12 protein-coding genes and 2 tRNA genes are annotated in these 13,701 nt (G+C 50.0%); 4 read left to right on the top strand and 10 right to left on the bottom strand.

What is annotated here, in order from left to right:
• Positions 1–65: 65 nt before the first annotated feature.
• Together F608_RS0125350 and F608_RS0125345 are read right to left on the bottom strand one after the other, a co-directional pair.
• On the bottom strand, positions 66–1,379 hold the full coding sequence (locus tag F608_RS0125350) for a sensor histidine kinase (protein ID WP_022668548.1): 1,314 nt from the start codon (positions 1,377–1,379) through the stop codon (positions 66–68).
• Positions 1,372–2,583: a type II secretion system F family protein gene (locus F608_RS0125345; protein ID WP_022668547.1), complete on the bottom strand. Its 1,212-nt coding sequence runs from the start codon at positions 2,581–2,583 to the stop codon at positions 1,372–1,374. The genes F608_RS0125350 and F608_RS0125345 overlap by 8 nt, the downstream gene beginning before the upstream one ends.
• A gap of 143 nt (positions 2,584–2,726) precedes the next feature.
• On the opposite strand from F608_RS0125345, the gene F608_RS0125340 reads away from it, so the two are divergent.
• Both F608_RS0125340 and trpS read left to right on the top strand, forming a co-directional pair.
• The gene (locus F608_RS0125340; RefSeq protein ID WP_022668546.1) at positions 2,727–5,402 is read left to right on the top strand and encodes a CBS domain-containing protein; all 2,676 of its coding nucleotides are present in this window, start codon (positions 2,727–2,729) and stop codon (positions 5,400–5,402) included.
• A gap of 61 nt (positions 5,403–5,463) precedes the next feature.
• Positions 5,464–6,474: a tryptophan--tRNA ligase gene (gene trpS, locus F608_RS0125335; protein WP_022668545.1), complete on the top strand. Its 1,011-nt coding sequence runs from the start codon at positions 5,464–5,466 to the stop codon at positions 6,472–6,474.
• On the opposite strand, the gene F608_RS33350 is transcribed toward trpS, so the two are convergent.
• Together F608_RS33350 and argJ are read right to left on the bottom strand one after the other, a co-directional pair.
• A complete protein-coding gene (locus F608_RS33350; protein WP_022668544.1) occupies positions 6,418–7,155 on the bottom strand; it encodes a pseudouridine synthase in 738 nt (245 codons plus the stop codon). The two genes, trpS and F608_RS33350, sit on opposite strands and share 57 nt — an antisense overlap.
• A 1-nt stretch (position 7,156) precedes the next feature.
• Positions 7,157–8,323 (bottom strand): bifunctional glutamate N-acetyltransferase/amino-acid acetyltransferase ArgJ, encoded by a 1,167-nt coding sequence (gene argJ / locus F608_RS0125325; RefSeq protein WP_022668543.1) that lies wholly within the window; start codon positions 8,321–8,323, stop codon positions 7,157–7,159.
• Positions 8,324–8,558: 235 nt separating this feature from the next.
• Between argJ and F608_RS35350 the strand changes: the two genes are divergently transcribed.
• Together F608_RS35350 and F608_RS0125315 are read left to right on the top strand one after the other, a co-directional pair.
• Positions 8,559–10,511: a methyl-accepting chemotaxis protein gene (locus F608_RS35350; protein WP_022668542.1), complete on the top strand. Its 1,953-nt coding sequence runs from the start codon at positions 8,559–8,561 to the stop codon at positions 10,509–10,511.
• Between the two features lie 124 nt (positions 10,512–10,635).
• Positions 10,636–10,833 carry a hypothetical protein gene (locus F608_RS0125315; protein ID WP_027363115.1) on the top strand — a complete coding sequence of 66 codons (198 nt, stop codon included), beginning with the start codon at positions 10,636–10,638 and terminating at the stop codon, positions 10,831–10,833.
• Positions 10,834–10,852: 19 nt separating this feature from the next.
• Here the strand turns inward: F608_RS0125315 and F608_RS0125310 are convergent, their stop codons facing one another.
• From F608_RS0125310 to folK, 6 genes are all read right to left on the bottom strand, one after another.
• The gene (locus F608_RS0125310) at positions 10,853–11,518 is read right to left on the bottom strand and encodes a flagellar brake domain-containing protein (RefSeq protein ID WP_022668541.1); all 666 of its coding nucleotides are present in this window, start codon (positions 11,516–11,518) and stop codon (positions 10,853–10,855) included.
• Positions 11,519–11,736: 218 nt separating this feature from the next.
• Positions 11,737–11,811 (bottom strand) — tRNA-Cys (locus F608_RS0125305).
• 7 nt (positions 11,812–11,818) lie between these two features.
• Positions 11,819–11,893 (bottom strand) — tRNA-Gly (locus F608_RS0125300).
• 53 nt (positions 11,894–11,946) lie between these two features.
• Entirely contained in the window at positions 11,947–12,513 is a 567-nt protein-coding gene (gene pgsA, locus F608_RS0125295; RefSeq protein ID WP_022668539.1) for a CDP-diacylglycerol--glycerol-3-phosphate 3-phosphatidyltransferase, read from the bottom strand.
• A gap of 7 nt (positions 12,514–12,520) precedes the next feature.
• On the bottom strand, positions 12,521–13,165 hold the full coding sequence (gene fsa / locus F608_RS0125290) for a fructose-6-phosphate aldolase (RefSeq protein WP_022668538.1): 645 nt from the start codon (positions 13,163–13,165) through the stop codon (positions 12,521–12,523).
• Between the two features lies 1 nt (position 13,166).
• Positions 13,167–13,682 (bottom strand): 2-amino-4-hydroxy-6-hydroxymethyldihydropteridine diphosphokinase, encoded by a 516-nt coding sequence (gene folK / locus F608_RS0125285; protein ID WP_022668537.1) that lies wholly within the window; start codon positions 13,680–13,682, stop codon positions 13,167–13,169.
• Positions 13,683–13,701: the final 19 nt, after the last annotated feature.

Here is a 13,701-nt window from a genome sequence, read left to right as displayed (position 1 = left end):
TTTTTTATCGATCCTGTCTTTCAGACGATAAAACATGAATAAATAGCTTGAATCAGGAGGATTTGTCAAGATTTTGTTGGTGAATCAGGTGATTTTGCATTTTTAAAGATAATGGTAAAGACACTTCCTTTGCCCGGAATTGAATCAAAATCGATCATTCCCCCATAGGTATGGATGAGTCTGTGAATGATGGAAAGCCCCAAGCCGGTTCCTTCGGCTTTGGTGGTGAAGAAGGGATCAAATATCTGGCGGGAAGTCTTGGAATCAATTCCCTTTCCATTGTCCTGGATGGCCAGATAAATTCTCTGATTCCTGGGAGATTCAAGGGTGATGGTAATTTTCCCCCTGCCGGGTATGGCTTCAGCCGCATTCTTCATCAGGTTCCACAGAATCTGCTGCAGATGGATGGGGTTAATGTCTATGTAAAGATCTTTCCCGAGAACGGGGTTGAGTTCAATTCTCTGTTTCCACTGGGGGGTATTCAGAAAAAGAGCGATCACATCTTCAACCGCCTCGGAGATATTCACTGGAACGGCCCCGGCCCTGTTGGGTTTTGCAAACAAGCGAATGTCATTGACGATATTTTTGAGTCTTTCCGTCTCCCTGAGGATGATCTGCATGAGTTTGTCCTCATGGGTGCCGGGCCGGGTGTCCTCCCGGAGCATTTGGATAGAACCGGACAGGGAGGCCAGGGGATTTTTAATTTCATGGGCAATGCCCGAAATCATCTCATCCATGGCCTCCATTTTTTCCACCCGCTTCAAATGTTCCTGGGTAATCTTGAGATCCTGGCGGGCGATTTTCAATTGAAAGGAAAGGATCCCGCTCAGAAATGCAACGGCAAAAAATGCGGTTATGGTGATGATGATCCGGTAAATCACATGGGCGGGATCCTCACTGATGGGAGAAGGGTTCCAAACGGCCGGTATGAAGTTGTAGTATTCAAGTTCAATGAGAATACCGTATTGAATGCTGGCAATGGTTGCAACGAGAAGACTGCCCTTTCGAAGAAGAAGCATGGCCGAATAGATGATGACCACCAGGTAAAGAAAGGTGAAAACCGAGTTAAAACTGCCGGTGAGAAAGATAATAGCGGTTACTGCAAAACTGTCAAATATGATCTGCACATAGGCCAGGGGCAGAAGATGACTGCCCCACTTGAGCCAGACCGCATATCCGATGGACAATGCCAGGAAAGCAGCAGCCAGATAATAGAGGCTCATAAAGGGCTGGGGCAGCATTGAAAAGCCCTTCCCTGTTGTAAATATCAGACAGGAAAAGGCCAGGATAACTGAAAAGATAATCCTGGCCAGAATGGTCCACTTGAGCTGGCGGAAAAAATAGGAATCTTTTCGAAGAGAAGACGCCAGGTTAACCAACGGAACCTGCCATGGAAAATATGGGAAGGTACATGGCAATAACAAGCCCCCCCACCACAACCCCCAGGAACACCAGCATGAAAGGCTCGATCATATCGGTGAGGGTTTTTACGGCCTGATCCACCTCCTCGTCATAAAAGTCGGCAATCTTTTCCATCATGGCATCCAGGGCTCCGGTGGATTCCCCCACGGCAATCATGGAGCATACCATGGAAGGAAAGACACCGCTTTCCAGGAGGGGGTCTGCCATGGAGCGCCCCTCGGAGATCCCGGTTTTAACGTCTTTTATGGCAAACTCAACGACCTTGTTTCCTGCTGTTTTACCAACAATGTCCAAGGCCTCCAGGATAGACACCCCACTGGAGATCATGGTGGATGTGGTCCGTGTAAACTTGGCCACGGCCACTTTTCTGATAAGAATTCCGATGACGGGCATCCTGAGAAAGAGATCATCCATGATGACCCGGCCTTTTTTTGTCTTGTAGAACCGTTTAAGGAAGAACACAGCTCCAACGGTTGCGCCGAGGATATACCAGATCTTGGCAACGACAAAATCACTCAAGGCCACCACAAGCAGGGTGGGGGTAGGCAGGCTGGATCCCATATCCTTGAACATCTTGTCAAATACGGGAATGACAAACACCAGGATAATGGTTACGACAATGATGGCCACGAAAATGGTAATGGCCGGGTAGGTCATGGCACCCTTGACCTGTTTTTTCAGCTTGGCCATCTTTTCCATATAGGCGGACAGCCTTCCCAGGATCACATCCAGGATACCCCCGGCCTCTCCGGCGGCAATCATATTGATGAACAACTCATTGAAAACCTTGGGGAATTTCCTCAGGGAATCCGCAAAGGTCTCCCCGGATTCCACGGACTCCTTGATTTTCTTGAGATTTTTCTTAAAAGTCGGGTTCTCCTGCTGGGACTGGAGGATATCCAGGCATTGGAGCAGGGGCAGGCCCGCATCGATCATGGTGGCAAACTGCCGGCAGAAGATGATGACATCTTTTTCTTTGACCTTGGGCTGGAGAAACTCGACGTTCTCTAAAATGTCTTTTGGCTTTTTCCGTATCCTGGAAGGGGTTATTTTACGCCTGGCGAGACTAGAGGCCACCTGATCCGGATTCTCGGCCTCCATTTCCCCCTTGACCTTTCTGCCCTTGGGGTTTTTACCTTTCCACTGATAGATGTCCGGCATGGGCTTTCCTTTTTTTAAGATCCTGGTATATTCAATCCTCCTGGTAAAGTCCTACGGGGGTATTATACCAGAATCGGTTCATTTGTAAAATTTTAAGGGATAGTATATAAATTTCATCATCTGAATTCAACAGGAGTTAATCTTTGTCCGGGAAAAAACAGATTATCCAGGTTCCAACAGTCATCACCAGCCATGTAAATGCGGATTACGATGCCATCGGGGCCATGCTGGCGGCCCAAAAGCTTTATCCCGACAGCGTGATCATTTTTCCCGGATCCCAGGAAAAGAGTCTCAGGGACTTTTTCATCAGCTCCATGAGCTACCTCTTTAACATGGCTGAACCCGGAAAGATCGATTTCAGTGCCACCACCACCCTGGTTCTGGTGGATACCCGACAAAGAAACCGGTTGACCGGAGTGTCAGAACTCCTGGATAAAAAAGACCTGACCGTTCATATCTACGACCACCACCCTTCCCTGCCCGGTGATGTGGCCGGCCACTACTCGGTCATTAAAAATTACGGATCCACCACCACGATTTTAAGTGAGATCCTCCAGGAAAAAAAGATCCTTCCCACAGCGGAAGAGGCCACGGTCATGGCCCTGGGAATTTATGAAGACACCGGTCTTTTTACCCATTCCTCCACAACCCGGGCCGATTTTAACCAGGCCGGGTATCTGCTCTCCTGCGGCGCCAGCATCAATACCATTGTCAGCCTGGTGGTCAGGGAAATCAAAACCGAGCAGGTCACCTGGCTCAACGAACTTCTCAACGAGATGACCGTCCACAAAATCAACGGGGTAGATGTTCACATCTCCACCATCTCGGCCTCTGAATACGTCACTGACCTGGCATCCATTGTCCAGAAAATCATGAGGATGGAAAGCCTGGACCTGTTTTTTGCCATTGTTCTCATGGGAAACAAGGTGAATATCATCGCCAGGAACCGGCTGCCGGAAGTAGATGCAGGGAAAATCCTGGCCGGTTTCGGAGGAGGGGGACACGCCTTTGCGGCTTCGGCCAAGGTGGACAACAAAACCCTGACCCAGGTTGAACACATGCTCATCGACCGTCTGAAAAAAGATGTCAAACCCGTCCAAATCGCCAGATCTCTCATGACATCCCCGGCCATTACCATTGCCCCCCGGGCAAGCTGCCAAGAGGCAGCCAGGCGGATGACCCGCTACAATCTCAATACCCTGATCGTAGTTGACCCGAAAAGCAATGCCTATGAAGGGTATATCACCCGGCAGGTGGCTGAAAAAACCCTTTTCCACAAGCTGGAAAATCAGCCGGTTGAAGAGTATATGAACTCTGAAGGCTCTTTTGTCTCCCCTGGGTCCAAGATATCTGAAATCGAACAGAGGATCATGGAGGAAAAGCTGAGAATCGTCCCGGTTATTGAAAAGGGAAAGATACAGGGGGTGATTACCCGCACGGACCTTCTCTCCTACCTAGTCCAGCACAATAAAGCCCTGAAAGAGTCTGAGCAGATCATCTCCCAGCGCCATCACGCCCGGGAGCGGCAGGTGGACAATATCCTGGACCAGCGCCTGGACCGGCACACCCTGGAACTTCTGAAAAACATCGGCAGAACCGGAAAAGAAATGGGGCTGAATACCTATGTTGTGGGCGGATTTGTCCGGGACCTGCTCCTGAACCGCTCCATTGACGACATAGACATTGTGGTGGAGGGAGACGGCATTGCCTTTGCCAGACATTTTGCCGAAACCATGGAATGCCGGGTCAATACCTATAAAAAATTCGGTACGGCCGTGATCTTATTTCCCGACAACTTCAAGGTGGATGTGGCCTCGGCCCGGCTGGAATATTATACCATGCCGGCAGCCCTTCCCATTGTTGAACAAAGCTCCATCAAGATGGATCTGGCCAGGCGTGATTTTACCATCAACACCCTGGCCATTTCCCTGGATCCGGATCATTTCGGCATCATGATCGATTATTTCGGGGCAAGCCGGGACATTAAAGACAAAACCATACGAATCATCCATAACTTAAGCTTTGTGGAAGACCCCACCCGTATTTTCAGGGCCGTCAAATTTTCAAACCGGTTTGGATTCAAAATCGGAAAGGTCACCTCAAATCTTATTAAAAACGCCATAAAGATAGACTGTTTTAAAAACCTGAGCGGCATCCGGGTGCTGTCGGAACTCAAACAGATCTTCAGTGAGGAGAACCCCATCCCGGCCATCCGGATTCTCGAGTCCTACGGGCTTGAAAAGGTGATTCACCCCAGTCTGAACATTACCCCCAACATTTACGGCCTTTTTGAATCCGTAAACAAGGCCCTGACCTGGCATGACCTGCTCTATGTCGACCCGGACTATCCCAGGTGGGCGGTCTATTTCATGGCCCTGCTCCACCGATGCTCCTTTCAGGTCTGCGAAGAGATCTGCAACCGGCTGATCCTTTCGGTGAATGAGAGGGCCCTGATGCTCGAAAAGAGGTATAAGGCAGAAAACCGGCTATCTCTGATTGAGGAGAGTTATCCTCTGACCCGGCAGGAGCTTTACTGGGGACTGATTAACTTTAAAACCGAGTTTATCCTCTATATGATGGCCCTGACCAAAAAGGAAACCATCAGAAAAGACATCTCCAAATTCTATACCCACCACCGGCATGTCAAGCCCCTGATCCGGGGCCGGGACCTTCTTGGACTCGGAATCAGACCCGGTCCGGTCTATACTGAAATCATCAACCGGGTCCTGAACGCCAAACTGGACGGAAAGCTGGCCACAAAGAAAAAGGAGCTCGCCTTTGCCCAAGAGTATGCCAGGGCCAATAAATTGATTGATTAAACCCTGGGTTTTTGATACTTCCCCAATTCATACCCAAACCCAATTTTAGGACCCTATAAAAATGAAAAACGCAGATTTTCTCACAGGCATCACCACCAGCGGAACTCCCCATCTGGGCAATTATGTGGGTGCCATCCGTCCTGCCGTCGAATCCAGCAGAAACCCGGACCTGACTTCCTATTATTTTCTGGCCGACTATCATTCCCTGATTAAAAATCACGACCCCAAGAAAAGAAAACAATCTTCCCTGGAGATTGCCGCAGCCTGGATCGCCCTGGGACTTGACCATGAAAACTGCGTATTTTACCGCCAGTCCGATATCCCTGAAATCCCGGAACTGACCTGGATCCTGACCTGTCTGACCGCCAAGGGACTCATGAACCGGGCCCATGCCTACAAAGCATCTGTCCAGGAGAATGAAGAAGACGGAAACAAGGACCCGGACAAGGGAATCACCATGGGGCTTTTCTCCTATCCCATTCTCATGGCCGCCGATATCCTCATGTTCAACGCCAGAAAGGTACCCGTGGGGAAGGACCAGGTTCAGCACCTGGAAATGACCCGGGATATTGCAGCCCGCTTCAACCACCTGTATAAGAAGTTGTTTATCCTGCCCGAGGTGGTCGTGGATGAGAGTTCCGCCGTTCTTTCGGGCCTGGACGGAAGAAAGATGAGCAAGAGCTACAACAACTTCATCCCCCTGTTTGATACGGAAAAACGTCTGAGAAAGATGATCATGAAGATCCAGACCAATTCCCTGGGCCCGGATGAGCCCAAGGATCCTGAAACCTGCACTCTCTTCTCCATATACCGGGCCTTTGCCACGGAAGATGAGGCCAAAACAATGAAGGCCCGCTACAGCAAGGGCATTGCCTGGGGAACCATGAAGCAGGAATTGTTCGAATATATCAATGAAATCCTAAAACAACCCCGCAAGGCTTACGATGAACTGGTACAAAACCCCGGGGACATAGAAACCATCCTCCGGGCAGGGGCGCTCAAGGCCAGAGAATTTTCAGGACCCTTTCTGGACAAGATCAGAACGGCCGTGGGCATCGGAATTATCGGTTAACTGCCGGATCTCTTCCCGGCTCAGGTGGCGCCATTGTCCCGGTTTCAGGCGGCCGAGGGTGAGATTTGCCATCCGGGTCCGCAGCAGGCGCTCCACCCGGTTCCCGGTCTTGCCCACCATCTTCCGGATCTGCCGGTTGAGACCCTGTTTCAGGATGATCCTGAATTCGTTTTTGCCCAGGCGTCTGACTTTGGCCTTCCGGGTCCTGGTTCCGTCAATAACCATGCCTCCGGCCATGGTCTCCAAGGCCTGATCCTTTATCGGATATAGAGTCGTGACCCGGTATTCCTTTTCATGGTCATGGGAGGGGTGCGAGAGCCTGTTGTGGAGCTCACCGTCGTCGGTAAGCAGAACCAGGCCTTCCGAGTCCTTATCCAGCCTCCCCACGGGATACACCCTCTGCTTTACAGGAACAAGTTCCAAAATGATCCGGGTTTTTTCCTGGGCACAGGAGGTGACGATTCCCCTGGGCTTGTTGACCAGGATATAGGTGTGGGAGGATCTCCCGGGGGGCTTTACCGGCTTTTTATCAAACCTTACCCGGTCCTTGCCGGGATCGACCTGGGTACCCAGGGTGGTGACGATTTTTCCGTTTACCTCCACCCGGCCGTCAAGAATATGGGCTTCGGCTTTCCGCCTGGAGCAGACCCCGGCATGGGCCATATATTTTTGAAGCCTCATCTCAGGTCCTGTAGTCGGCATTGATTTTCACGTAGCCTTCTGAAAAATCACAAAACAAAAAGCCATCGCTCTCCTGGCCCAAATTCAGGTCCAGGGTCATTGTTATCTCCTCCTTTTTCATGATTTCTGAGGCCTTGGCTTCGGCTTCCCTGCCCTGCCATTTTCCCTTGACCACCAGGGCCACATCTTCAAAGTAGAGATCCATGAGATCGGGATCCACCCGGGCGCCTGAGCGTCCGGCAGCCGCGGTAATCCTGCCCCAGTTGGGATCCTGTCCGTAAATGGCGGTCTTGACCAGATTGGAATGGGCAATGGCCTCTGCCGCTCTGAAGGCATCTTCAGCCGTCCCGGCCCCTTTAACGACAATCCGGGCCAGTTTGGTTGCCCCTTCCCCGTCCCGGACGACCATCTTTGCCAGCTCAAGACAGGTCTTGTCCAGCATCTCCTGGAAAATCTTTCCGTTGCCGGAATCAATGACAACCCCGCTCTGTCCCGAGGCCAGGCATAAAAGGGTGTCGTTGGTGCTGGTATCCCCGTCCACGGTGATCCGGCTAAAAGATTTTTCATTGGCCAGGATCAACCGTTTTTTAAGATCCATGGAATCGATATCCGCATTGGTGCACACATAGGCCAGCATGGTGGCCATGTCCGGCCTTATCATGCCCGAACCCTTGGCAATTCCAATCATGTGAACCCTTTTCCCGTCGATTTCAACCTGGTTCTCAATAATCTTGGGGAAGGTGTCCGTGGTGAGGATGGCCCGGGAAAAATCTTCAAGCCCCTGGGGGGACAGACTCTGCTTTAACAGGGGAATTCCCGTACGAAATTTGTCCATGGGCAGGGGAGCTCCGATCACCCCGGTGGATGAAACCATGACCCGTTCCCTGGGAACGGCAAAACTTTCAGATACCAGGGAGGCTGATTTCTCTGCGTCTTCCAGCCCCTGGTCTCCGGTAAAGCAGTTGGCATTACCGGAGTTGACCAGTACGGCCTGGCAAAGCCCCTTTTGGATGACCTTTTCTCCCAGGAGAACCGGTGCTGCCTTGACCCTGTTTTTGGTGAACAGAGCAGCCGCATTTGCCGGGCGGTCGCACAGGATAATTCCCATATCCTTGAGGCCCTCTTTTTTTATACCGGTATGGACACCTGCAAACCTGAATTCCTTCATGAAAACTCCCTGATCTGTATAATTCCAATCCAAGCCCTTAACGGTGGATATTATAAGACCGTCAAAACCGGGTGTAAATGCTTTGGGTCAATAAAATTCGGGAAAAATGGATTTACCGGGCATGATTTCGAAACCAATTGATTTTCTCAACATTAATTTGCTATGATAGACAAATTTCCAATACAATTTCAATACAATTGAGTCTACGAATTTTAATCCTTTTTTTGAGGTAGTTATGAAGCTTACAGCCAAACTTCTTGTTCCTTTGGTGGCCCTGATTGTTTTCGGGCTTGCCGTCTCCATTATCGTCGCTTATTCCATCGCGAGAACCGGACTGGAGACGGCAGTCGAAAGCCAGATCCGTCAGCTGTCCCAGTCCACGGCCTCCAAAATCAATACCTGGCTTGTGCGAAACCAGCTGGACGTGGATACCTGGTCCAGTATGGATGTCGTCACCGGATCATTGGAATCGTCGGATATGGATGGCAATCGGTCCTCGGCCAGCGCCAGGATGAAATATTATATCGACACCCATAAAATTTTCAGCGGAATGCGGGTTGCGGACAGCAGCGGCCTGGTCGTCGCCTCCTCCCACGCAAAAAACATCGGCAAGGTCAATGTTTTTTCCAGGGATTATTTCAAGCATTCGATAAAAGGAGAGATTTTCATCTCCGATCCCCTTGTCAGCAAAACCTCGGGAAAGCCGATCATGGTCATATCCGCGCCTGTGAAAAGCGGAAAAGAGGTCAAGGGAATTGTATATGCAGTCGTTGATCTGGGTGCTTTTACCGAGACTCATATCGACAAGGTCAAAGTGGCGGAAACCGGATATGTATACGTGATGAATTCCCTGGGGATAGTTCTGGCCTACCCCCCGGATACGGGCCAGATCATGAAGCTGGACCTGAGCCAGCTTGAATTCGGAAAACGGATTCTTGAAATGAAAAACGGGTCGCTCACATATGAATATAAAGGAGGTGAAAAAATAGTCAGTTTTTCACAGGACCCCCTGACCGGTTGGATAATTGTGGCTACGGCTCCCGTTTCCGAGGTTTTCCAGGCAGCCGATACCATAAGAAACCAGCTCATGGTCATCGGTGCTGTAATCACGGCTGTTCTCTTCCTCTGCATTGTCTTTCTGGTATCTGCCTTTGTGATCAAGCCCCTTAAACTGGTTATTGAGGGGCTGAAGGACATTGCCCAGGGAGAGGGAGACCTGACCCGCAGGCTCGACGGTTCGCGAAAAGATGAACTGGGAGAACTGGCCAAATGGTTCAATTCCTTTCTGGAAAATCTCCAGCAGATCATTGCCGGCATCGCCCATGAGTCAAAATTTGTAAATGATTCATCCGACAAACTTCTGGATATTGCCACCCGATCTGCCGCAAATGCTGAAGACACCTCCCAGAAGGCCGCTACGGTTGCTGCGGCCTCCGAGGAAATGGAGAGTAATATGAATTCCATTTCCCAGGCCATGGAGGAAACCCTTCACAATACAAACATCGTTGCCAGTGCAGCAGAAGAGATGACCTCCACGGTGAATGAAATTGCCAAAAATTCGGAGCAGGCCCAGGGGATTTCAGCCCAGGCAGTCACTCAGTCCACCACAGCCTCGGAAAAAATGGATCTGCTGGAAAAATCGGCTGTTTCCATAGGCGCGGTCACTGATACCATTAATGATATTTCCGAGCAGACCAATCTTCTGGCCCTGAATGCCACCATTGAGGCAGCCCGGGCAGGAGAAGCCGGAAAAGGCTTTGCCGTCGTTGCCGGTGAGATTAAGGATCTGGCCGGCCAGACCGCCCATGCAACCGCCGATATCAAAGGCAAAATTGAATCCATTCAATCCACCACAAAAGAGGCCGCCGGAGAAATCAGTTCGGTTATGGCCATTATCAACGATATCAACGATATCGTTCTCACCATTGCATCGGCCATTGAAGAACAGTCTGCTTCCACCAAGGAGATCGCCGGCAGCATGGCTGAATCCTCCGGAAAAATTGACATTGTCAGCCAGAACATCCAGGAAGGGGTGGGTGTCATCCGGGAGATCAATACCGATATCGCCGGGGTTAACGAGGCCTCTGTGGAAATTTCACAAAACAGCCAGCAGCTGGAAAACAATGCCCAGGAGCTGAGCCGCATGGCAGACAAGCTCAATACCATTCTGGGCAAGTTTAAATTCTGATAGGGGAAGACAACAGGCCCTGGAGGGTAAACCCAGGGCCTGACCTGTTCCAAACCTTCCTCTGATACCGGCGTAAAAGATATCCAGACCGTTCTTACGAATCAAATATGTTGGGGGCTCAGGGATGAATAGATTAAATATTTTCGGTTTTCCGGCGGACAACGGCGGACGAAGGCGGATCAAGGACAGACGCTGCAGGATCGATCCTCTGGTGAGTTTTGAGCGCAGAACCGGCCTTAAACGTCGGAGCGGATTGAACAGGAGATTGAAAAAGATTCAAATTTTCAAGGTCAGTGATCGCCGGAGGCTGCCCGGACTTTGAGTCTGAGCTTTATTCTCTTCTAAGATTGAAATCCTTCAATGGAGCAGAGGAACTCCATCAGGGGACTGATAAATTTCTTAGTCATGTCCGAGAACTCCGTACCGATGGAGATCTGCCGTTTCTCCCGCCGGATGTTCCGGATATAGGCCATGGCACCCAATTCACTCTCAACCCCGGGAAACTGGCAAAAGATCCTGAGCAGGTCCCCTTCCCGGAAAATGAAATTATTCTTTTTGTCATCGATATATTTAAAACAGCATCCCTTTTTACTGATGTCAAATACAACCACGGGAAGGTGATTTTTCTTCAGCTCTACCCGGCCCGGAATCACCACACTGTTCCTCTTGACGACCCTGAGTTCCTGTTTCTGGACAATTTTGGGATATTCAATGGCAAGAGCCCTGATTGGGTCTGTAATCATTTCAATGACGCTGGTCTGAAATGCATACAACGACCCCTCATGGAGGTATTTAACGATCATCTTATTGCCCGGGTAGAGTTTGTTCTGAACACTTTTGAACCGCTTGGGAAGGGTGATGATCATGAACTCGTTTTCAAGCAGGCCCACGAATATGCTGGAAACCGAAAAACTGACACCTGTGATATCCAGATAGACCTCGGTACCGATCTCAATATTTAATCCCTCAGATTTGTCAAGTTCCAGAATGTCCTCGATTCCCTCCATGGATTTTTCCTTTCAATAAACCTTAGGCCTTTCTTTTTCGTCCTTACCGGCGAATTATCATGTATGGTTATTCAAATCTTGTATGGTTTCAATCCAGTTTTGTCAAGGATAAACCCGAATCGATAAATGGATGGATCTTTCCATATAGACTGCTTTCCGGGGAATGAGACCGTAAAAAAAGGGTTTCGAAATCGGTTTCGAAACCCTTGATTTTTTTATGGAGGCGGCTTCCGGATTTGAACCGGAGAATAACGGCTTTGCAGGCCGTTGCCTTACCCCTTGGCCAAGCCGCCTTGAAGGTGGAGCGGGAAACGGGATTTGAACCCGCGACTTCGACCTTGGCAAGGTCGCACTCTACCACTGAGTTATTCCCGCCCAGCAACAAAAGGTATTAATATAGGTTTGAGTCTATTTTGTCAATATGAAAATCAGAACACCAGATATTTTTTCGCCTTGATAAAATAGTCGGTTCCGGACCAGACCGTAATGAGCAACGCCCCGTATAAAAAGAATTGTCCGACGGCAGTAAAGTCAATCCCAAGGTAGGGGTAATGCAGGGTTAGAGGAATAATGGCCGCGATCTGAAACCCGGTTTTAACCTTTCCCAGCCAGGAGGCAGAGACATCCTGCCCCCTTTCAATGAGCACGCATCTCAACCCGGTCACAGCCAATTCCCTTCCTATGATCAGACTGGCAATCCATCCGGGGATGAACTCAATGCCCACCAGCATGATCAGGGTGGAAGAAACCAGGAGCTTGTCTGCCAATGGATCCAGGATCTTTCCCAGAGGGGTGATCAGCCCCCTTGTTCTGGCCAGATACCCGTCCAGGTAGTCTGTGACAGATGCCAGGGAAAAAAGGAGGGCCGCAATCAGGGTGGTCCAGCGGTGATCACATGTCAGAAGCCCCATGATCACCGGTATTGAAACGATTCTGGAAAGGGTTATGAAATTGGGGGTCAGAACCGCCTCCTTCACCTTCTCCGGCCAGGTCATAAAGGGATTACCCCTTTTTCTTGTTCCAGTCGGCCATGAAGGATTCAATTCCCTTGTCCGTCATGTGGTGGGAAGCCAGCTTTTTCAGGACACCGTGGGGGATGGTGGCGATGTCAGCCCCCATCATGGCCGAATCCAGGACATGGAGGGGATTCCTGATGCTGGCCACGATGATCTGGGTGTCAAACTCGTAATTGGCAAAGATCTGAACGATCTCTTCGATAAGCCCCATGCCTTCCTGGGCCAGATCATCGAGACGTCCCACAAAGGGAGATACATAGGTGGCTCCGGCCTTGGCAGCCATGAGTGCCTGGAGTGCGGAAAACACCAGGGTGACGTTGGTCTTTATCCCTTCGGACGAAAGGGTTTTCACCGCTTTGAGTCCTTCAACGGTCATGGGAATCTTAACCACGATGTTTTTCCCGATCCTGGCCAGCTCCCTGGCCTCTTCCACCATGCCGTCGGTTTCAAGGCTGATGACTTCCGCACTCACCGGTCCGTCCACAATCTGGCAGATCTGGGCGATGATCTCCTTGAATTCACCCTTTTCCCTGGCAATGAGGGTCGGGTTGGTGGTGACGCCGTCCACCATTCCCATGCTGTTGGCGTCCTTGATCTGATCGATATTTGCCGTATCTATAAAAAATTTCAACTCAGTCCTCCTTTGGGTCGAGAGGAATCACTTCCTGATCCTTCTCATTTTCAATTGTTTTCAAGAGTTCAATGGTTTTCAATTTAAAAACCGGATGAATCGTATCCGCTCCTATATCACAGATGGGCCTTAGAACAAAACATCTTTCATGCATCCTGGGATGGGGAATTTCAAGAAGAGCGGTTTTCAGAATCCAGTTTTCAAAATAGACAATATCCAGGTCAATTTTCCTGGGGCCGAATCTGAACGCCTTCCCGGCACTATCCAGGGAAGACTCAATCCGCTTTAGAATTTCAAGAAGTCCAAAGGGGTTGTCTGCCTTTGTCTCAATCCGCAGGGCAGCATTGATAAACCAGTCCTGGTCTGCGTAGTTCTGGGGCCGGGTCCGGTAAAATTTTGAAACTTCCTTTACAGAGACAAAGGGATCTTGGTCCAGACATTGGACTGCCTGGTCCAGGTTCTCTTTTTTCTCCCCTTTGTTGGAGCCGATACTTAGAAAAGCGGTCAAAGAAGACATGATCTGATATTTATGGGAA

Source organism: Desulfospira joergensenii DSM 10085 (assembly GCF_000420085.1).
Lineage (GTDB): Bacteria > Desulfobacterota > Desulfobacteria > Desulfobacterales > Desulfobacteraceae > Desulfospira > Desulfospira joergensenii.
Note: the sequence above shows the minus strand (reverse complement) of the source record. Positions and strands in the feature narration are given on the sequence as shown.